The organism is Aggregatimonas sangjinii, from assembly GCF_005943945.1.
GTDB lineage: Bacteria > Bacteroidota > Bacteroidia > Flavobacteriales > Flavobacteriaceae > Pelagihabitans > Pelagihabitans sangjinii.
This window is the reverse complement of sequence record NZ_CP040710.1, coordinates 4,703,639-4,723,614: the sequence shown is the minus strand read 5'-3', so window position 1 is coordinate 4,723,614 and position 19,976 is coordinate 4,703,639. Positions and strand designations below refer to the sequence as shown.

Genomic DNA, 19,976 nt, shown 5'->3' with positions numbered 1-19,976 from the left:
CAATTATACAAACCAGACGACCAAAACTAACTTTTTTACTAAATTTGCGGCATGGCCAAAAACAAATACCTCGCGGACGATAAGAAACCTAAACAGGAATTCATTTTTCAGAAGAAGAACTACCTGTTCATGTTTATCGGTCTGGCCTGTATTGCTTTGGGATTTATACTGATGAGCGGAGGCGGCAGCGACGACCCCAATGTCTTTGATCCCGAGATTTTCAATTTTAGGAGAATACGTCTAGCACCTACTTTAGTGCTCATTGGTCTTGGGATTGAGGTGTACGCCATATTGTTGAATCCACATAAGAAGAAAAATTAATTTGGATATCCTAGACGCCATCATTCTCGGCATTATTCAAGGACTTACCGAATTTTTACCAGTATCCTCTAGCGGACACTTAGAATTGGGGAAGGCTATTTTGGGGGATAGTTCCGTTCCCGAGGAGAGTCTCTTATTCACCGTAGTACTCCACTTTGCAACGGCTCTAAGTACGATGTTGGTTTTCAGGAAAGACGTCTGGGAATTCTGCGAGGTCTTTTTAGTTTCAGATGGAACGAGGAAACCAAGTTTTCCGCCAAAATCATTCTTTCGATGTTACCTGCCGTTTTGTAGGCTTATTTTTGAAGGAGCAGCTGGAAGCCTTTTTTGGAGGTAAATCGCTTTGTGGGCTTATGCTGTTGATCACGGCCGTATTACTATATTTCGCCGATAAAGCCAAGGATACGGATAAGAAAGTGAGTTTCCTCCAATGCATTTTGGTAGGTATTTCCCAAGCTATTGCCATGCTACCAGGCATCTCCAGGAGTGGTCGACCATATCTACCTCGGTACTATTAGGGGTCGACAAAACCAAAGCGGCCCGTTTTTCCTTTTTGATGGTCGTTCCCTTGATATTCGGAAAAATCGGTAAGGATCTTTTCGGCGGGGATCTGACTTTCAATGGTGATCATAATTCAGCGATGCTCGCTGGTTTTATTGCGGCATTCATTGCTGGACTAGCGGCTTGCACTTGGATGATTCAACTGGTCAGGAATAGTAAACTCTCCTATTCGCCATCTATTGTTTGATTGTCGGGTTGATTGCGATCGGGTTCGGTTACCTTTCCAACTAGCTGTTTTTGAAACCAATAATCATAAAATTTCTCGTTAGGGAATGAAAGCGTTCTGAGGGTAAACCATTAAGGCTACTGCGGCTGATTAGAGCTTATTCTTGAATGGTATTTTATCTTTCTTTTTAAACCTCATAATTTTCGTAACTTCATCTTATGGATACGCGGATAAACAAAATCATCATAGACACTTTGCTTCCGTTTAAGCCAAAGGAAATCAGTGTATTCGGTTCTTATGCAAGAAACGAAATGAGACCGGATAGCGATATTGATATTATGGTGGATTTAGACAGAAGTGTTTCCTTTTAGATCTTGGAGGTCTCTATATGGATTTAAGCGAGAGGCTTCAAACTAAAATCGATTTGGTAACCAAAAATGGTATCAACGAAGTTTTCAGAAAATACATTGAGCGTGATCTAATCTCAATATATCGTGAGCAATAAATCAAATCGACCCATTGTCTTCTAATTCAAAAGTATGCCCTAAATATCTTAAACTATACCAAGGGCATGTCGGGTAAAGAATTTGCCGATAGTAATGTCACCTACGATGCATGTATATTGAATTTTATAAATATTGGCGAACAAGTGAAGTCGCTTACCGAAACCTTCTTAGAGAAACATCACCACATACCTTTTCGTAAAATCATAGGCTTAAGAAATTTAACAGCACATTCTTACGAGGGTCTAGAGCCCTTACTGTTGTTTCAATCCGTTCAAAATGATATTCCTGTTTTACTAGATCAAATTTCGGAAATCATCAAATTAGAAAAATTTGACTAAGCCATCTAAAGAAGACTTCCTCAACGGACAGTTGTTGTTGATCGACAAGCCCTCCGGTTGGTCGTCTTTTCAGGCGGTGAACAAATTGAAATGGGCCATCCGTAAAAAATTCGACCTAAAGAAAATCAAAATCGGCCATGCAGGTACCCTGGACCCTCTGGCAACCGGACTCTTACTTATTTGTACGGGAAAATTCACCAAGAAAATCGACACCCTACAGGGGCAGGTTAAAGAATATATAGGAACCATTACACTTGGTGCCACTACACCCTCTTATGATTTGGAAACCGAAATAAATCGCGCATTTTCCACTGATCATCTTACCGAAGAGATGATTCGAAACGCGGTTCAGACCTTTATCGGGGAAATCGAGCAGCGCCCCCCAATTTTCTCGGCCTTGAAAAAGGATGGTAAACGGCTTTACGAATATGCCCGTGAAGGTAAAAAGGTAGACATCAAAACGAGACGGGTGACCATTTTTGAATTCGAAATCACTAGTGTTGAAATGCCAAAAGTCGATTTTCGGGTGACCTGTAGCAAGGGTACTTATATCCGGTCGCTGGCAAACGATTTTGGCGTGGTACTAAAGTGCGGAGGCCATTTATCTTCCCTGCGAAGAACCAAAATAGGGGATTACAACGTAAATAATGCCCTCGACCCCACTATTTTTGGGGAAGAATTGTTGAGAAAGGAATGATTTTTGCGTATTATTTATTGGAAAATCTTCCGTTCAACGATCATTTAAAATATTTTTAAAAAATATCGGTTATTACAGCATGAGTTTGAATCGCGGACAATTATCGCTCTTGATTACTCTCTTTTCGATGTCTATCATTGTTTTGGTGTTGTACAACATCAGCCTTGGGCAGGGGAAAGGTGAAGAGGACGAGTACATTGTTGAAATGATGCTCGCCGAGGAAGATATTGATGAGCTCATTGAGGAAAAGGAGCGGCTCATGGAAGAAATGGCCAATGCCGAACCGATCAAAAGCCATATGGCTTACAATGAAACGGCCAAACCAAGTTACGGAAATCCAGAGCCTTTACAGACTTTAGAGGAGCTCATGGCCGAAAAAGAGGCCAATTCCGATTCCGAAGAACTTACAGACGTATTATCGGATGGTGAATACGCCGCAAGGGTAAAGGAATTGAAAAAAGAAACGGGAGGAAGCCAAACAAAAACTTGGTGAAAAAGAGGCCAGTAAAGAGACCTTTACCAACAATCTTGCAAAGCGACAAACTTCGGTATCCTATTCGCTGATCGAACGTTTTAGCCGAAAGTTACCCCCGCCAATTTACACTTGTATCGAAGGTGGCAAGGTGGTGATCAATATTAAGGTGAATGCTTCGGGAAACGTGGTTGAGGCCGATTTTAATGAACGTAGCTCCGGAACCTCCAACGGTTGTCTTGTAGAGAATGCCATCACTTATGCATTACGGGCAAAATTCAATAGTGCCTCGCGTGAGAACCAAAAAGGTACGATTACCTATATTTTTCAGGAAAAAGCCCGATAGGCAATCCGGCTATGTACTCTCAAAAAAGTAAATTACCTACTGAAATTTCACGAAAATACTAACACTAATACAAACGGATATTACCTTTCTTCTCGGTGCAGCAAATGCAAAAGGTCTTTCAAAATGCTCTGCCCCTTATCCTTATTATACCATTGCTGTAATTCTTCCTTGAATTCAGGCAGTATGCTACCATGTTGCGCTTTGTGAGTCTCTACAAGAATAGTGGCCGCTTCTGATCGCGGACCCCAATCCCCGATTACTTTTCCCGTTTTCTCATCAATAGCGATTAATTTGGGAATAGACCTGCCACCATTCGTTAAAAAAAGATCCATCACCTCTGGATGCTCGTCCCTTAGGGCAATATGAAGGGAAATATTGGGGTTTAATTCCGTTATCCTGTGCATCACAGGTAATGCGGGAGAGGCATCGCCGCACCAACTCTCGGTCAACACCAACCACGTCATTTTTTGGTCCATCTCTTTGATAGCCTCCGTTTGTAAATCCCCAAATTTTAGGGTCTTGTCCCAACGCTTCATTCGTCGATGATTCAGTTGGGTATATTGCGCCAAAGCCTCCGTTTGCTCTGGTCCGGTTGATTGACCCGCAACAGCCAACCTTTCGACCAATTCCCGGTATTGGGCATAGGACATTGCCTTGGCCATTGCGTTTTGAATTAATCCAGTAGTCGTTTGATTTGTGATTTTAGTATTCAATAGCTGCTGTTTTTATGAGTTTTGTAGAACCTATCCTCCAGGAATTCCTGAAAGATTCTAGTGAACAACCTTAGTAGCGAATGGTTCGCGAAACTTACAGATTCTCTGGATTGACCGCCAGACTGTTGAATAGCCTCGCTTTGGTGGTATAGAATTTATTTTGGACTTCGATTTGTTTCAGCCTAGCATCGATAAGCTTGCTCTCCCTTGAATTGATTAAAAACAAGGAACTTTCACCAAAACTGAATTTTCGTTCTTCGGCCGATAGCATGGTATTGTAACTGCCGACGACTTCATCGATCAACACATTTTGGGTTTCAAAGGATTCCAGCTCTCGATAAATGGCTATAATCTTGTTTCTCAATTCAATTTGCACATTGTCTAAGTCGAATTGTGCATCGCGCAGCTTGAACTTGGCCAATTTTAAGTCCCCTCGCTCCTTTCGCAAAAACAAAGGTAGTCGAAAGGTAACACCGCCTTTGTATTCTTGGGTTTCAAACGAGTTGATGAACTCGGGGTCTCTGTCAGGAAATTGTATTCCACATCTATTTTGGGCAACAATTTATTCGCTTTCAAATTTTTATCGACTCGTAACCCTTCGATTTTATACCCTAGGGAAAGCAACTTCGGATGGTTTTCAATAGTGAAACTGTTCAGAGGTTTCCCTAGTATTTCCAAGGTGACATCTATTTCTCCCCCGATGTTTACATCAGGAATCACATTGGGTTGTATCTCTACCGGAACATTATCGTTCATCCATAGAAAATTGGAAAGTTCCAAAGAGCGTTTCATCAACTTCACCTTGGCCTGTTCTAGACCCAGAGCCCTTGTTTGCACCGCGATTTTAGCCTCTACCGTATCAATGGCCGCAACATCTCCGGCCGCTGCCCTACTTTTGATTCCCCGAAAACGGATGTCGGCATTTCTAAGGAAGTTTTGGTATATTTCGGCTTCATTAAAGGCGCGCAACCAATCGAAATAGGCCAGTGCTGCATTATACAGGATTTGATTGACCAGCAAATCGCGGTCGGCCTTGGTTTGTTCCCTAAATAGCTTGGCCTGCTTTAATGTGGCCATTCGATCATTGATCCAAAGCCCTTGTCCCAAACTCATGGAGACCCCTGCGCTATACAAACCGTCGGTAGGAACCGATTCTGCTGGATTCAAAAAGTCGCCATCATTCTGTTCGAAAGTTCCCTTGAGCTCGATACCGTACCAAGTCGGAATCTTGAACGCGGCATTAAGTCGATCGTAGTACTCGGTCGATTTAAACTCTTTTCTATCGTAGTCTACCTCAATCTTGGGATCGAATCCGCCACGCGCCTTCATAAGATTGGCTTGGCCTATACCCAAGGTTAATTGGGCTTGCTTCGCTATAGGATGGTACTTTTTGACATACCCTAGGAATTCATTGAACCGTAGCACTATGGAATCCTGTACCTGACCAGTTATAGAGAAGGTAGCCAACAACATTAAAATTGTAACGTACTTCCGCATCTTATTTCTTTACAGGTTTCGCTTGTGCTCCATCGGGCTGATAGTAATTTGGTGGGAATCCGTTCAATTGCCTCCACAGTTCGAACCAAATAGGTACATCTTCTAGAAGTGCAAATGTAGTGGCGCCCGAGCCTACACGAATGGCTTCTGGCCAGTCATGGTCCTCTGGGTCTGGGGCTACCAATACCCTATACTTTCCATTATCACTTATGAAGGTTTCTATTGCTACGACCTCACCACCGTAGGTCCCGTAAGAGACATTGGGCCATCCGCTGAAAACAATTACCGGCCAACCATCGAACTGAATGCGAATCTTCTCCCCTAAATGTATTAACGGTAAATCGAGGGGTTCTACGAAGGTTTCCACGGCCATGTCGATATCAGCGGGCATGATACCCAAAAGTGGTTCGCCCTCCTTGAACGTTTCGCCGATTCCCCCTTGTAAAGCCTTATTGATAAACCCGTTTTGAGGCGCTTTAATGTAATACATATCATTCCGCATCTCATAATTGGTAAATTCATTTTCTAATTTGGTCACCTGCGCCTCCGAATCGAACTGGTTCGACTGTGCGGTAAACATATCGCTCTGCGCCTTGGAAATCTTATCGGTGTATTCCGCATTCACCCGATTGATTTCGACCTCCGCATTCAATATCTCGTTTCGCGCTGCCAAAAGTTTGTTTTGCTGTGATATTAATTTGGCCTGTGTTTCTTGAAGTTTTAATCGTTTTTCTTCTACGTCGGTAACCGCCTTTAAACCCTCCGATTGCAATTGCACCACGCGATCGTATTGCCTTTCAGCGATATTGATATTGGTTTTCGCAGCCTCTAGGTCAATACTGTCGCTTTGAACTTTTAGCTTGGCCTGTAACAACTTGTTTTTTGCCTGTTTCAATTTCAGGCCACGTTCGTTCGACAGGGCCGCGATTTGATTGCGTAACGCCTTTACTTTTCCCTCATAGGACATTACGGAAGCACTCTTTGCCTTAATTTGCTGACCGGTACGCTCGACAAGATTCGGGTCGAAATATTCATTTTTTACCTCTGAGATAAAGAGAATGGTATCACCTTTTTTTACATAATCGCCCTCCTGTACGAACCACTGCTCGATTCTTCCCGGAATAGGGGATTGTATCGTTTGTGGGCGCTGATCTGGACTTAAGGTCGTGAGATAACCCTTCCCTTTAATGTTTTGGGTCCAAGGGAGGAAAAGAATCAAAAATCCGACTACGGCAAAGGCAAACAAAAAACGGTTAAAATGCTTGTAATGGCGCTCATGAAAAACCTTTTGCGCCGATCTGAAACGGTTCAAATTCACCTTTTTGTTCAGTTGATTATGTGATATATTCAGCATGCTTATCTCTCATTAATGATTTGACCATTCTCCATGGTGATGACTCGAGTACATTTGTCCGCCCATTTTAAATTGGCACTGACCACCACCAAGGCCCATCCGTTACTAGGATCACTCAGAAAATTCATTATCTCCAACGCTTCGGATTCTTTAAACTGGTCCAAGGGGTCTTTTAAAATTAATAGCTTCGGTTTCCGCACAACACTACGTGCAAGTACTATTTTTTTCGAAACCATTGAGGGTATTTGCCTTCCTTCTGGGTACAATACGGTCTGCAAGCCCTGGGGCTGCTCTTTTACAAAGCTGGTAAGACCTACTTTCTCTAAAGCCCAGTAAATATGTTCCGAAGGAATGGTCTTATCGCCAAAAGTGATATTGTTCATAATGGTACCCTCAAAAGGCGATTCTTCGGGCAATGACTGACCAATATGGGAGCGATAATAATTGAGGTTCACTCCTTTTAAGGATACATCATTGATGTATATACCTCCGGAATCCGGTTCTAGAATTCCCGCTATTATCCGCAACAATGTAGATTTTCCCGAACCGCTGGCACCATTAAGAAGAATGGTACACGTTGGCGTGATGGACATACTCACGTTGTCAATGATTTTCTTTTCCCTATCGGGTACGTTATAGGAAACCCCATCGAGTTGAATATGGAAGCCCTCATTCTCACCAAAGGGCTTTTCCCCTTCTTGGGGCTCCAACTCTTTGTCGACAACCTGACCTAATTTCTCCAAAGAGGTTAGCAAATCATAAAAAGTCTCGAGACCCGTGATCAATTTTTCCACCGAACTAATAACCAACAGAATAATAATCTCGGCCGCTACGAATTGACCAATGTTCATCTCCTGGTTCAAGACCAGTAATCCCCCTATCAAAAGTAATCCAGCGGTTACGAGAATCTTAAATCCGATCATTTGAATGAACTGAAGCACTAGAACCCTAAAATGACCTTCCCGCGCCTCAAGGTACTCGGTTACCAAGGAATCGTTTTTGTCAAGGGCATGGGTGGTTTTTCCAGAAAGCTTAAAACTAACGATCGATCGTGCCACTTCCTGCAACCAATGTGCAACCTTGTATTTGCTTTTCGACTCGTCTAGACTTGTGTCGAGGCCTTTTTGCGCCGTAAATTTAAAAACCACATAAATCAATAGCAAAAGGAGAATACCATATATGATAAAGAAAGGATGGTAAAAAGAAAGTAAAAGCAATCCGAAAATAATCTGTAATAAAGCTGCGGGAAAATCGATTAAAATCTTGGACAATCCCTTTTGAACGGTCAAAGTATCGAAAAAGCGGTTCGCCAATTCAGGTGGATAGTAATTGACCAATTCACTCATCTTTATCTTGGGAAACCGGTAGGCAAACTCAAAAGAGGCCCGTGTAAATATTTTTTGCTGCATGTTTTCGATAATGCGTATCTGCATTAACTGCAAAATGCCTCCGAACGCCACGCCGAGGGTTACCAAAATGACAAGAACAACCCACGAAGTACTTATCTGTGCACCTTGTATCAAGTTGATAATCGCCTGAATACCCAAGGGAAGGGATAGGTTTACGACCCCCGCGAAAATGGCGTAATAAAAAACTTGAAAAACATCCCTTTTGTCAAGACGTAACAATCCTATAAGCCGCTGCCAAGCGGTTAAAATATTCTTAGCCATAGCTTATGCCTTTAGTATATTCGAAATTAGATGCGTAAAATATCGGGTAGGGTCTTCATCGGCCCGACAATCGGTCAGTGAGCTGAAGTGATCTTTTAGAAAATGCTGGTGCAGCGAGCCTTCCAAGAGGGTACTGGCCAAGCTTGAAGGAAATTTATATTTCCCATCTACGGCCGATATCATTTTGCTTATTCGGCCTACGAGCCTTTTATATATGACGAAATAGCCTTCTTTATTTTCCGTATCGACTTCTTTGGTCAAATACGACTTGGAATATTCATTGATAACGATCCTACTCAAGTACACCTCGTTGATATGTGAAAAGGCGGAATCTTCTACCGTGGTCTTGGTAACGATTTCGATGGCCTTTTCCAGCTTTAGCCAAGCATCGGCGATACTGTTGGTCGAAAAGACCAACTGATATTCCAACCAACCCCAGTACCAAGAAGTCAAATACAGGAGCAGTTTGTGTTTATTCTCGAAATAACGATAAATAGAACTTTCATTCGAACCGATTTTGATTCCTAATTTTTTGAACGTAAAGCTTTCAAAACCCATTTCATTGATCATGAGAATACTTTCCTGAACAATACGTCTCCCCAAATCGGAGGATTCCGGATTTTTGACATAGATTTTTTCATTGATTCCGATTTTGACCGATTTTAAAAGCTGCTCCATGATCTCTAAAATTTTGAAAAACAAATATAATAGTAATACTATCAATAGCTAATAGTTTAACATCTTATTAACGAAAGTAATACCCGATAAATTATCTAAAATTATTATATTCATAATTATCATGAATAATATTAATTATTTAATAAAAATGATATGAAAAAATTACTACTCACTACGTTATTCGGAATGTTCTTCTTAGTTGGATATTCCCAAGACCGATTTGTATTGTCTTTCGACGATTTTCAAGTAGTAGAAGACTTAAACACGTTTCAGAAAAGCCACGTACGTTTTCCGGGTCAGGATTTAGTTGTTACCATAAACAACCTTCATGATTTGCAAAATATTGGCAATTATCTCGATGTATTTGGAAAAACATTGGTCGTTGACAGTATGCAGCGCACGGCAAGTGGGACGCATTCCATCATATTACGAAGAGAAGACGGTCGGGATTTTTATGATATTTTCCCCACGCTAAGCGCTGAACTGATTCCATTGACCCTTTATGAAAAGACGGAAGCGATGGAACCATAGATATATTTAAATAAAACCCAATAAATACAACGTTATGAGAAATTCAATCTTTTTTGTGACACTTTTATTAAGTTTTTTTATGCTTCAAGGACAATCTAACGATTACAATTTCACCCAGGGGGATGAATTGATACTCGGTGCACCCAAAGGATCTAGGTACAAAGCCATAAATTTTCCCAGAAAGAATATCATTATCAAACGTGGCGCTCTTGCCAATTTTAATGCGTTAATCGGTAAGCAACTAATCATCTCACGACTTGAAACCGATGATGAAGGCAAGACAATCGTAACCTTAAAGCGAAAAGATGGTTTAAATTTCTTTCGTTTTTTTCCGAAGGTCACAGCAGACCTTGACAAAGCTCTAGCCTTTAAAGAACTTAAGCGCCAAAAGGCGTAGCATATAGTCTGCTGCAACTTTAAAATACGTTCAATAGTTATATTGTTCTCGAAAACATCGGCCTGATTCATTTGTTTTAGCTTGATAATTGAAAAGTATTCCGGCCGATGTTTTATTATAAACGGCATCTATGATTTGGGCCCACATCATTACAAAGAATAAGACAGAGGCGGTTCAAATCATCACTATTCTAGTATCCAAAAAATTACTTTTAAACGCCGCCATTTCCAAGAAAACTGTTTACCATCGCGATTCGAAAACCGGCAAACTGGAACGCCATAAACAAAAGTTGATTATTGGTAAGACTAAAGCGCTACTTTTCAATTCCATTAACCAAAAACTTATAAAGCGATTCACCTGAAATATGCTGATGTTGTATGCCGTACCGATTATTTAAATGAATGAGGAACTTGCAGACCGTTTGAGGGCCAATACCGCCAAAGTTTGAGTCCCATTTATATCTTAGCCGTCAACCTATTTTAAACCGGCTTAAATTCTATCCACGATTATCTTATCTTTTTTCACTAAATATAGGCGCTTCTTCGTTCTCTAGCCGGAGAACAATTATTTGAGATGCATTTCATATTCCCATATCTTTAGATTTACAAATAAAGGATTATGAACAAATATCGATGTGGATGGTGCGAGGGGGACGAACTTTACGAGGCCTACCATGACTTGGAATGGGGCGTTCCCGTACGGGATGATGCAACCTTCTTCGAATTTTTGGTACTGGAAACTTTTCAGGCAGGGCTTAGTTGGATTACCATTCTTAAAAAAAGGGAAAATTTCAGAGTGGCTTTTGACCATTTCGATTATAAAAAAATAGCGCGGTATGGCCAACCGAAAATAGACACCTTATTACAAGATGCGGGTATCGTTCGCAATAAATTAAAAGTGAATGCCGCTGTAAGCAATGCCAAGGAGTTTATGAAAATTCAAGAGGAATTTGGCAGTTTCAGTACCTACATTTGGGGTTTCTTAGACGGGGTACCAGTTAAAAACAAGCTAACGAATTACAAAGATGGCCCGGCCACCACAACCGTTTCGGATGCCATCAGCAAAGACCTCAAAAAGCGGGGCTTTAAATTCGTTGGCAGTACAGTAGTGTACGCGTTCATGCAGGCAACTGGGTTGATAAACGACCATGAAACGCGCTGTTTTCGATACCACGAGGTATAACTTTTGCATCGTATGCCCATGTTCTTTTACGAATTTCGTCGGTCTCGTTCGAGCAAACCTATAAATGAATCGCGAGACAGTTCTTCGGCGCCCAAGCTAGCCAAATGATCCGTATACAATTGACAGTCGATCATTCGATATTCTTTTTCCTCTAGTTCCTGCGCAAGTTTTATAAAAGCAAATTTGGAAGCATTGCTAACCGTACTGAACATACTTTCGCCACAAAATACGTGCCCGAGGTCAATGCCGTACAGCCCACCGACCAATGATTGATTTTCCCAAACCTCATACGATTGTGCAAATCCTTTTTCATGTAATTTTAGATAGGCCTTTTTCATAGCATTGGTGATCCATGTACCGCGTTGACCTGTTCTTTTTACGGTAGCGCATTGGTTGATAACTTCTTTGAAACAGCTATTCTTGGTTAAGCGAAATCGTTCGTCTCTGAGCACTTTGCGCATGCTTTTGGAAATCTTTATTTTTTCAGGGAACAGCACCATTCGCGGGTCGGGACTCCACCACATAATCAAGTCGTCTTCATTGAACCACGGAAATATACCTGTTTTGTAAGCGACTAACAATCGTTCCGGGGAGAGGTCGCCACCAACCGCCAGAAGCCCTTCGCTATTGGCTCTTTCCACCGGCGGAAACTCCAAACGCTCCGATAGAAAAAACATGGGGTGATGTGTATTGTCCTTTTTCAAAACACTGTATAAACTAAAGATATTTAAAACTACAAATAGCTAAATAAGAGAAAAGCCCCGCTAACAAAGGTTTGTAAACGGAGCTTTCTGTTTCTATACTATGAACTTGCTAAAAAGGCAGATCGTCATGATCTTCCTCATTCAGATTATCCGCAGGCTGAAAAGCCTCTACCGGTGGTGCCGGTGGAATTTGGCCCGCACCCTGCTCCGCTACCTGAAGGTTTTCGATTCGCCATCCTTGAATGGAGTTGAAATACTTGACCTCCCCTTGCGGATTGGTCCATTCCCTACCGCGCAGATTGATGCTGATTTTTACCGATTGACCTACTTGGTAACTGTTCAATAAATCGGTCTTGTCCTGTACGAACTCGACCATTATATGCTGTGGGTACTGCTCTTCGGTTGTTACAACGATTTCCCTTTTTCTGAAACCATTACTGCCAAAGGTTTGGGTTTCCCCGATCATTTTTACTTTTCCTTGAATTTCCATGAATATGAATTATATGTGAACTAAATTTTACAGAGTTTAAAAATACTGGTAATCACCCTATCCACCTAAAAAAAATAGTAGAAGTTATCAAGAGAATTCTTAAGGGACCGCTCTTAATTTCGAAATAATGCCGCCCACATTTTTATCCTCGAATTTTCGAATCATCCGAAGGACGAACCTGATGATCCTTGACCTTGGTGATTTAATGAACTTACTGATTTTTAAGACGGCACCATCGATGGTTTGCATGGCTAACTCTTGGTGTTCAGGACCCAAACCCCATAAAAGGTTGGCGTTATTCCACGATTGTTGCCGTGCCTTTCGCATGCTGAAATCAATGATTTTTTCGTCAGAATTTTTACCGACTATATCCAATAAGAACATTAGTCGGGATACCCTGCTAAGTTTGTCCTGCATCTCATTCACGATACCAAAAAGGATGTCGTTCACCTTATCGAAATCATTCTGTATCGACACAATATCTTTTCCCCTCATAACCTGGCCGGTAGCGATTGCCAAGTCTAAATTAATATGCGCGTTCATGCCCATCAGAATATGTTGCAAGATAGACAGGGGTTCCTCCTTGTTCACAAAAGCAAATTCCCAAGATTTACAAATCGGCTCTTTATGCTGATAATTACGGTACGCGTCTAGGTACAGGTTGGCAAAGGCCACATCCAATTCTTCAAGAAGTTCATTGTCTTCAAAACTTCCCGATTGCACCTCTTGAAGTATCTCCGCCGTAGTCCTGCGGTAAACGTATGCAAAAAGCCCAAGCCGATTGTTCTTGGCAATCGCGTCGGCTATAATCGTATCCAACTGCTTTAAAACCTCCTGTATCGTAGTTGCGCGGCTCATGTATACTCTAAAAGTACGCAATAATTGCCACGGGCAATTGGAGACCAACCGGAACCTCAAGGTTACGAAATCTTACAATTTATAGTAAAATTTAAAACCTAGGGACGGATTTAATCTAAAATCGCTTCCTTCTTCGACCTCTGATCCTACATACCACTCCCTAATAACATTCCCTTCTTGGGGATTTACAACATTGGTATATTCGTTGTTTCTAAAACGAAACCCAACGCCACCATAAAAATTGAAGCCCAATCTCTTGCCAATATCGAGGAAGAGTCCGAATTTCAAGTGCATACCGTACTTTTGCCTTTCATAATCGGCGCTGTCATAGTCAATATCTACCCCGTCTTCCCTTTCATAATCACCATTCACAAAACGATTTTCTTGATTGATATAGAAAAACTCCGCGGAAATATATTTTATCGTTTTTGCCTCCGGTTTTAGTACATAGTACACCTCGGGGCGCAGTTCCCACAATCGGTACGATTCGCCCGCTTCTTGGTTGCGTTTGTGAACGTCATTCCCGTAACCTATATCCACACCGACCTTGATTCGGTTTTTTATATGCTGTACGTAGCCCACTCTAAGCCGTGGGGTAAAGGGGTCGGCCAATGGCAATGGGTTGATTGAAATGTAGGAGTTCGTATTAAAATCAGGGTTAGTATCGGCCTTTTGGGAAAACATTTGAGCGCCTAGTAACAAGACGAGTAGATAAAATATAGAGCGTTTCATTCGTAATTGTTTGTGGGATATTAGAACGAAAATCCGCTCCCCAAACAAACAACTAGCTTTTGGGAAACCCTACTATAAAGGTTCCCATAGCCTTACCGTTCTTTTTTCTAGCGTACCCTTTTTCCCAGCCATAGGCAGTACTCCCTAAACCTTCGAGCAACTGGTCTATATCTTTAAAGGAGTACATTCTCGGCAATGAAGCTTGCCCGTCCCAAGCATAACAAATAGGAATTATCGGTAAAAGATAGGTGAACACCAATTGTTTCCAGGTCAAAGGTCTCACAAAAGGGGTCATGAACAGTACCATGATAATCAATATGACCAATGAAAACGGAAGCAACAGCCACCAGATCAATAAGGGCATTTTGTTCTCGGCCATTTCGTAAATCAGTAAGGGTTCGTTGTTTTTTTGCGCGGAATCCAATATACTCTTTGCAGCTTCAGGTGGCATGTGATGAAAGCTATTGATCATGGTCTTCAGCCCCGTTGGTGCTTTTGAAATATCGGTAGCATCAATAGGAACTTTGCTGTATTCGATAGCATCAGTGGTACTCTTATTGAACTTTCGGATAAATATAGGATTGGGGTATAGATCGGTAAGAAGCATTGAAGCGTTCTCTAAACCTGGTGTTTTTTGGACCATTTTCAAAACTTCCGGCATCACTCCGCCCGAACCCGAACCCAAATCAACGATTTGTGATTGGTTCTGCTCTTTCAAAGTCTTAGTGACCAAACCTGCGAGCACTTCAGCCACTCCAATCATTTTTGACAGAATGATGATGAGATTGGTCATACAGGTCCTCAACCAGTTGGGAAACCAGTCGAAATCCTCAAACTCGAATAGCTGTATCCGTTTCATTTATAGCATATTGAAGGTAGTCAAAAACAGGTGTCCCATCAAAATTTTGTGTTCGGTGCTCACCGAAGATTAATAAATTTAAAAGGAAAACTTTTTATAAACCACAAAGTTCCTCTAAAGATAGATCCAAGAATTTCTTGTTTTACCTCAGTAATGTACATCAAACACGCAAGCCATCATACAATCTGCCCACACTGATTTATGGCAATTTGCTGTATATTTGGATATAGACCAAAAGTGGATGAACTTTAATCCGAAAAGCAAGGTTTCCAAAATTGTTTTATTGATAACATCATTCGTTATCGTAAGTCTGATTTTATGGAATACGAATAGCTTTTTCAAGACTTTTAAGGAAGAGGAACGCCACAAGATGGAAATCTGGGCCACCGCGCAACTAGAATTGTTGCAATCTTCGGAAACCGCCGAACTGGGCAACCTCACCCTGAAGGTTTTTCAGAACAATACCTCGACGCCCATGATATTGGTCACCAAAGATGGTGCCATTAGAACGAACAACATTCCCGAGGAACAGGCCAGCGACTCGCTCTACATCCAAAGAAAAATAAAGCAATTCGAAAGCGAGAACACCCCGATCAACATTGATGATAACGGAGACCATCTACAAACCCTGTACTACGGCAATTCCGAGGTACTCAATAAGCTGAAATACTACCCTTTGGCCCTATTGCTTATCATACTTTTATTCGGTACGGTCATCTACTTTTTCTTTAAGACAAACAAAGCTTCCGAGCAGAACAAACTATGGGCCGGAATGGCAAAAGAAACCGCCCACCAGATCGGAACACCTTTATCATCGCTACTGGGGTGGAACGAACTCTTGAAGGCAGAGAATATCAACCCCGAGATTACCAAAGAAATCGAAAAGGATATTTCTCGATTGGAAACCATAACAGAGCGTTTTTCTAAAATCGGATCACTTCCAAGTCTGGAGGAACACGATATCGTTGTAGAAACCAAAAGTGCCTTTGATTATTTAAAATTGCGCAGCTCAAAATTGGTTCATTTTTCCTTCAAATCACAGATTGATGCGACCAACGTTTTGCTGAATCCGTCGTTATACCAGTGGACCATAGAAAATCTGGTGAAAAATGGTATCGATGCCATGAGGGGAAAGGGAAATATCGGCATTGAAATCTTAAAAGACGGCAATCTCGTACATATTCTTGTATCCGATAGTGGCCAGGGAATACCCAAGGGAAATTACCAGACCATATTCAACCCGGGCGTAACCTCTAAGAAACGGGGCTGGGGGCTCGGTTTAAGCTTGGTGAAAAGAATCGTTGAGGAATATCACGGAGGAAAGGTGAAAGTACTTTCGTCGAGCAAGCAGGGCACGATTATGCAGGTATCTTTACAGCTTATTCCATAAATTTACAGAGTGAACTTATCTTGAGTTCTTCACGTAATTAGTACTTCATATGGCAAAAGAGAAATTAGAGGTCATCAAAGTGGCAGCGCTAAAATGCAATTGCCCTGAGTGCTTTAACCAAGACTTATCGCTCAGCTTCTATCAAAAGCACAGGTACGGGAAGCTCGCCCACCGCACAACAAATGAGGTAACTAGCCAGCTTACCTGCAATAAATGCGGTTCGGATATCTACCCTGCCAAGTGGACCGATGATATCGACAGACTATTCGATTATTATAAAAAAATGGTAGTCCCGGAAAAAGCCTCGGTGAAATATACCGGCCTTTTTTACGGATTAATTCTATTTCTTGTTGCCGCTGTGGGTGCTGTAGTTTACCTGTTCTATCAAGGCATCATTCAATTGCCATCCTGATTTTTTCCGCAATTTCCTCAAATTCGGTCGGGGTAAGTTGTTCTTTATGCTGAAAGGTGGCCTGTTTCATTTCGTTCAAGGGTATCAGATGAACGTGCACATGGGGCACTTCCAATCCGATTACGGTCATACCTACTCGTTTGCAATCGACTGCGGCTTCAATTGCCTTTCCGATTTTTCTGGAAAAGCGCATAAGACCTAAATAGGTTTCCTCATCCAAATCCATAAGCTTATCCGTTTCTTGTTTTGGAATGCAGAGCGTGTGGCCTTTTGCGTTGGGGTTAATGTCTAGAAAAGCGAAATAGTTCTCGTCATCCGCTATTTTGTAACAGGGTATTTCTCCATTGATGATTTTTGTGAAGAGGGTTGGCATGGGTTCGTGTTTAGCAGTCATAAAAAATCCCGCCTTTCGGCAGGATTAAATATAGCCAAATACTGCGGCTTAACTTCTGGAAATCTCTAAAATCTCAAATTTTAAAGTGCCGCTAGGCACGGTAATTTCAGCCGTATCTCCAACTTTTTTCCCCAAAAGACCACGACCGATCGGGGAGCTCACCGAAATTTTTCCGCTTTTTAAATCCGCTTCGCTCTCGGCGACCAGGGTGTATTTCATTTCCATTCCATTGTTATGGTTCTTCAGTTTTACCGTGGACAGAATCAACACTTTTGAAGTGTCTAATTGCGACTCGTCAATCAATCTGGCATTGGCCAAGGTACTTTCCATTTTAGAAATGCGCATTTCCAATAAGCCTTGTGCCTCTTTGGCCGCATCATACTCCGCGTTTTCCGACAGGTCGCCCTTGTCCCGGGCCTCGGCGATCGCCTGCGATGCCTTCGGTCGTTCTACGTCCCTTAATTGATTCAGTTCGTCTTTCAATTTTTTTAGGCCCTCAGGGGTATAATAAGATACGTTACTCATAATTTGATCGTTTTAAAGGGAAAGGGATATCCCCTTTCGCTACCAAAGCAATTTTGTCGAACACTTTTACGGCAATGAGTTGCTAAGGTATTTTAATAAGAAAAATCCCCTGAATGTGCCGCTAAGCATGCGGCTTTTAAAGAGGATTCTATACAAATATACATATTTTTGTTCATTTTTGCTGGAATGAAGGTATTAAGAGCACACCGTATGCAACGTATTTTGGGATGTTTTCTTTTGATTTTGATGATGGCCTGCGACAATGATCGCGGGAATCGCAATCCGTATCTGGTCGAAGTCCGATTTCGTTTTGATTTGAATCTGAACTTGCCCTTGTACAGTCCGTTGAGCAATACGGGAAACGCAGTCTTTGTGGGTACGAACGGTGTAGGCACACGGGGTATCTTTGTCATGAACGTAGGCCTCGAGCAGTTTCGTGCTTTTGAGGCGAGTTGTCCGAATCACGCTCCGAACGAGTGTTCCACGATGGAATTAAATGGGCAAACAGCCGTATGCCCCTGTGAGGATTTTGAATACAGCCTATTCACCGGACAGCAGTTTTCACGACCGGAAGATGGTATGCGATACTACGATATGCTGGAATACAACACTACTTTCAACGGCGGTGTGGTAAGCGTTTCAAATTAATTATATTTTTCGGCGCGTTTAGGAGTTCGGCTAATTTTCAAGAATATATGTCCTCAGATTGCCAGAGGAATGTTTTTGAATCATTTTCATACTTGATCCCTTTTTTTACTATGGTCAGTGTTTAAAAGTTGATTTCGGTAAGGGCTGGGGTGTATCTACGATGTAATTAAAAGGGTAAGCCTACAGAAGTATTGAAAATGTCCTCTCGATATAGTATATCGATTTACATCTTTTGGTTAATACTTAAAAACATCCTTGAATTTATAAAGAATACGTTGTGCAATACTTAAATTTTCTGTGATTATTTCTGCGTTTCCTATTAGTTCTTGGTCAAAAGGAAGTGTTTTGTTATAAGATGTTTTAGTTCCATTTGAAAGAGCTATGTAAACAAAATAATTTCCTTCTGAATTGGGTGAGGCGGATATGTTCTTTACCTCGCCAATTAGCATTCCATATTGTTGGTACGGGAAATTATCTAATTTGACTAATACTTTTTGTCCCAGAATCACTTTACCAGCATTCTGCGATGGAATGACCAATTTACCAACTAATTCGTTCTTATCTAGTGGTAATATAGAGAATACAACATCACCTGTATTTACCTGTTGATTAGTTCCCCAAAATTCATGAAAGCTGATTTTACCGTTAATGGAAGATGATAGAACATACTTATATTCCCACTCGCCTATAGCGCGATTTAAGGTGTTATAGGCTTGCAAGAGGTTCTTTAAAAAAGTTGTATTGTCCTTGTTTTTGTTAATAAATGTAGTTCTTATGGATTGATTGGCACCAGATATAGCTTCGCGCATTTGAGAAATTGAAATAGCCATTGCATTTATACTTTTCTGCGTTTGTAAAATATCCAATTGTTTCTGTTCATACTCTTGATTTGAAATAACTCCTTTTTTAAATAGTCTTTCGTGACGTTCAAATTCATTTTGCCTTAAAATAATTTCGTCTTCTAAAATTTTTTTTTGTGCGATTTGATTTGTCATCTGACTTTTGAGTTCTGTAAGTGAATTTCTATTCCCTGACAATTGATTTTCGTAGGGCTTTAGATTCTTCAGTAGACTATATTCAATATAATTTTTTTCAAATTCAATATATGATGGCTCAATTTCCCCTAGCCTTAGCTTGGATGTAACTTCTAAAGGAAAAATGAAATCTCTTATATTGTAGCCAATGGAGTCCAGAAGCTCTTTTAGTCGATAAACGTCAGTATCTATTGCAGAATTTTTCAAAACTGCGATTGCCTGTCCAATTTGGACGCTGTCCCGATTTTCAACAAAAAATTTATCTATTGAACCAGAATATCTAGCTACTATCTTTTCGGTCGGTTCTTTAGTTGTTACCAATATTTTTGCCGTTACAAAGTCCGGATAATTTATTAAAAAAGATAGTAGTATAAGAATAATTGTTAAGATAAAGATAAGGGCCATTCCCCAGCGTACAATCCATGAAGGTGGTGTTGTCAGAATTTCTTGTACTTCTTCTGACCGTAATTTAAGTTTTATAATCTTAACCTTATCTGGCAT

General features: G+C 41.2%; 27 protein-coding genes and 1 pseudogene. 14 read left to right on the top strand and 14 right to left on the bottom strand.

Annotated features, from left to right (window positions below; all coding sequences use genetic code 11):
* Nucleotides 1-51: 51 nt before the first annotated feature.
* From FGM00_RS19710 to FGM00_RS20110, 7 genes and pseudogenes are all read left to right on the top strand, one after another.
* Complete coding sequence (locus FGM00_RS19710) at nt 52-321, top strand: DUF3098 domain-containing protein (RefSeq protein WP_138854567.1); 270 nt, start codon at nt 52-54, stop codon at nt 319-321.
* 1 nt (nt 322) lies between these two features.
* Nucleotides 323-1,113 (top strand): annotated as a pseudogene (locus tag FGM00_RS19705) (undecaprenyl-diphosphate phosphatase).
* A gap of 153 nt (nt 1,114-1,266) precedes the next feature.
* Nucleotides 1,267-1,419 carry a nucleotidyltransferase family protein gene (locus FGM00_RS19700; protein WP_138854566.1) on the top strand — a complete coding sequence of 51 codons (153 nt, stop codon included), beginning with the start codon at nt 1,267-1,269 and terminating at the stop codon, nt 1,417-1,419.
* 134 nt (nt 1,420-1,553) lie between these two features.
* Entirely contained in the window at nt 1,554-1,892 is a 339-nt protein-coding gene (locus FGM00_RS19695) for a HepT-like ribonuclease domain-containing protein (protein WP_317130280.1), read from the top strand.
* Entirely contained in the window at nt 1,885-2,589 is a 705-nt protein-coding gene (truB, locus tag FGM00_RS19690; protein WP_138854564.1) for a tRNA pseudouridine(55) synthase TruB, read from the top strand. The genes FGM00_RS19695 and truB overlap by 8 nt, the downstream gene beginning before the upstream one ends.
* Nucleotides 2,590-2,668: 79 nt before the next feature.
* Nucleotides 2,669-3,082, top strand: a complete 414-nt coding sequence (locus FGM00_RS20115) for a hypothetical protein (RefSeq protein WP_317130242.1) — start codon at nt 2,669-2,671, stop codon at nt 3,080-3,082.
* A 130-nt stretch (nt 3,083-3,212) separates the two neighbouring features.
* Nucleotides 3,213-3,407, top strand: a complete 195-nt coding sequence (locus tag FGM00_RS20110) for a hypothetical protein (protein ID WP_317130241.1) — start codon at nt 3,213-3,215, stop codon at nt 3,405-3,407.
* An 80-nt stretch (nt 3,408-3,487) separates the two neighbouring features.
* Here the strand turns inward: FGM00_RS20110 and FGM00_RS19680 are convergent, their stop codons facing one another.
* The 6 genes from FGM00_RS19680 to FGM00_RS19660 all read right to left on the bottom strand — a co-directional run bounded on the left by FGM00_RS19680 (nt 3,488) and on the right by FGM00_RS19660 (nt 9,319).
* Complete coding sequence (locus tag FGM00_RS19680; RefSeq protein WP_236262857.1) at nt 3,488-4,120, bottom strand: thioredoxin family protein; 633 nt, start codon at nt 4,118-4,120, stop codon at nt 3,488-3,490.
* 94 nt (nt 4,121-4,214) lie between these two features.
* Nucleotides 4,215-4,568: a TolC family protein gene (locus FGM00_RS20105; RefSeq protein WP_317130240.1), complete on the bottom strand. Its 354-nt coding sequence runs from the start codon at nt 4,566-4,568 to the stop codon at nt 4,215-4,217.
* Entirely contained in the window at nt 4,544-5,617 is a 1,074-nt protein-coding gene (locus FGM00_RS19675; protein ID WP_317130239.1) for a TolC family protein, read from the bottom strand. The genes FGM00_RS20105 and FGM00_RS19675 overlap by 25 nt, the downstream gene beginning before the upstream one ends.
* Before the next feature lies 1 nt (nt 5,618).
* Nucleotides 5,619-6,971, bottom strand: coding sequence for an HlyD family secretion protein (locus FGM00_RS19670; protein ID WP_138854563.1), 1,353 nt, complete (start codon nt 6,969-6,971; stop codon nt 5,619-5,621).
* 2 nt (nt 6,972-6,973) lie between these two features.
* Complete coding sequence (locus tag FGM00_RS19665) at nt 6,974-8,641, bottom strand: peptidase domain-containing ABC transporter (RefSeq protein ID WP_138854562.1); 1,668 nt, start codon at nt 8,639-8,641, stop codon at nt 6,974-6,976.
* Nucleotides 8,642-8,644: 3 nt separating this feature from the next.
* Nucleotides 8,645-9,319: a TetR/AcrR family transcriptional regulator gene (locus tag FGM00_RS19660; RefSeq protein WP_138854561.1), complete on the bottom strand. Its 675-nt coding sequence runs from the start codon at nt 9,317-9,319 to the stop codon at nt 8,645-8,647.
* Between the two features lie 153 nt (nt 9,320-9,472).
* Between FGM00_RS19660 and FGM00_RS19655 the strand changes: the two genes are divergently transcribed.
* The 4 genes from FGM00_RS19655 to FGM00_RS19640 all read left to right on the top strand — a co-directional run bounded on the left by FGM00_RS19655 (nt 9,473) and on the right by FGM00_RS19640 (nt 11,429).
* On the top strand, nt 9,473-9,850 hold the full coding sequence (locus tag FGM00_RS19655) for a hypothetical protein (RefSeq protein ID WP_138854560.1): 378 nt from the start codon (nt 9,473-9,475) through the stop codon (nt 9,848-9,850).
* Nucleotides 9,851-9,884: 34 nt separating this feature from the next.
* Nucleotides 9,885-10,247 (top strand): hypothetical protein, encoded by a 363-nt coding sequence (locus tag FGM00_RS19650; RefSeq protein ID WP_138854559.1) that lies wholly within the window; start codon nt 9,885-9,887, stop codon nt 10,245-10,247.
* Nucleotides 10,248-10,377: 130 nt separating this feature from the next.
* Nucleotides 10,378-10,608 (top strand): hypothetical protein, encoded by a 231-nt coding sequence (locus FGM00_RS19645; protein ID WP_138854558.1) that lies wholly within the window; start codon nt 10,378-10,380, stop codon nt 10,606-10,608.
* 257 nt (nt 10,609-10,865) lie between these two features.
* Entirely contained in the window at nt 10,866-11,429 is a 564-nt protein-coding gene (locus FGM00_RS19640; protein WP_138854557.1) for a DNA-3-methyladenine glycosylase I, read from the top strand.
* A gap of 26 nt (nt 11,430-11,455) precedes the next feature.
* Here FGM00_RS19640 and aat read toward each other — a convergent pair whose 3' ends face one another.
* From aat to FGM00_RS19615, 5 genes are all read right to left on the bottom strand, one after another.
* Nucleotides 11,456-12,106, bottom strand: a complete 651-nt coding sequence (gene aat / locus FGM00_RS19635) for a leucyl/phenylalanyl-tRNA--protein transferase (protein ID WP_138854556.1) — start codon at nt 12,104-12,106, stop codon at nt 11,456-11,458.
* A 136-nt stretch (nt 12,107-12,242) separates the two neighbouring features.
* Entirely contained in the window at nt 12,243-12,623 is a 381-nt protein-coding gene (locus FGM00_RS19630; RefSeq protein ID WP_138854555.1) for a DUF3127 domain-containing protein, read from the bottom strand.
* A gap of 99 nt (nt 12,624-12,722) precedes the next feature.
* Nucleotides 12,723-13,481, bottom strand: a complete 759-nt coding sequence (locus tag FGM00_RS19625; protein WP_138854554.1) for a DUF5995 family protein — start codon at nt 13,479-13,481, stop codon at nt 12,723-12,725.
* Between the two features lie 72 nt (nt 13,482-13,553).
* Nucleotides 13,554-14,213 carry a hypothetical protein gene (locus tag FGM00_RS19620; protein ID WP_138854553.1) on the bottom strand — a complete coding sequence of 220 codons (660 nt, stop codon included), beginning with the start codon at nt 14,211-14,213 and terminating at the stop codon, nt 13,554-13,556.
* Nucleotides 14,214-14,265: 52 nt separating this feature from the next.
* Complete coding sequence (locus FGM00_RS19615; protein ID WP_138854552.1) at nt 14,266-15,072, bottom strand: hypothetical protein; 807 nt, start codon at nt 15,070-15,072, stop codon at nt 14,266-14,268.
* A gap of 241 nt (nt 15,073-15,313) precedes the next feature.
* Here FGM00_RS19615 and FGM00_RS19610 point away from each other — a divergent pair, with 241 nt between their 5' ends.
* The gene (locus FGM00_RS19610) at nt 15,314-16,462 is read left to right on the top strand and encodes a sensor histidine kinase (RefSeq protein WP_138854551.1); all 1,149 of its coding nucleotides are present in this window, start codon (nt 15,314-15,316) and stop codon (nt 16,460-16,462) included.
* Between the two features lie 49 nt (nt 16,463-16,511).
* Complete coding sequence (locus FGM00_RS19605) at nt 16,512-16,874, top strand: ABC transporter ATP-binding protein (protein WP_138854550.1); 363 nt, start codon at nt 16,512-16,514, stop codon at nt 16,872-16,874.
* Here FGM00_RS19605 and FGM00_RS19600 read toward each other — a convergent pair.
* On the bottom strand, nt 16,855-17,247 hold the full coding sequence (locus tag FGM00_RS19600; RefSeq protein ID WP_138854549.1) for an HIT family protein: 393 nt from the start codon (nt 17,245-17,247) through the stop codon (nt 16,855-16,857). The two genes, FGM00_RS19605 and FGM00_RS19600, sit on opposite strands and share 20 nt — an antisense overlap.
* Nucleotides 17,248-17,316: 69 nt before the next feature.
* Nucleotides 17,317-17,793, bottom strand: coding sequence for a transcription elongation factor GreA (gene greA / locus FGM00_RS19595; RefSeq protein WP_138854548.1), 477 nt, complete (start codon nt 17,791-17,793; stop codon nt 17,317-17,319).
* Nucleotides 17,794-18,003: 210 nt separating this feature from the next.
* Between greA and FGM00_RS19590 the strand changes: the two genes are divergently transcribed.
* The gene (locus tag FGM00_RS19590) at nt 18,004-18,441 is read left to right on the top strand and encodes a Rieske (2Fe-2S) protein (RefSeq protein ID WP_175416281.1); all 438 of its coding nucleotides are present in this window, start codon (nt 18,004-18,006) and stop codon (nt 18,439-18,441) included.
* Between the two features lie 236 nt (nt 18,442-18,677).
* On the opposite strand, the gene FGM00_RS19585 is transcribed toward FGM00_RS19590, so the two are convergent.
* The gene (locus FGM00_RS19585; protein ID WP_138854547.1) at nt 18,678-19,976 is read right to left on the bottom strand and encodes an HlyD family secretion protein; all 1,299 of its coding nucleotides are present in this window, start codon (nt 19,974-19,976) and stop codon (nt 18,678-18,680) included.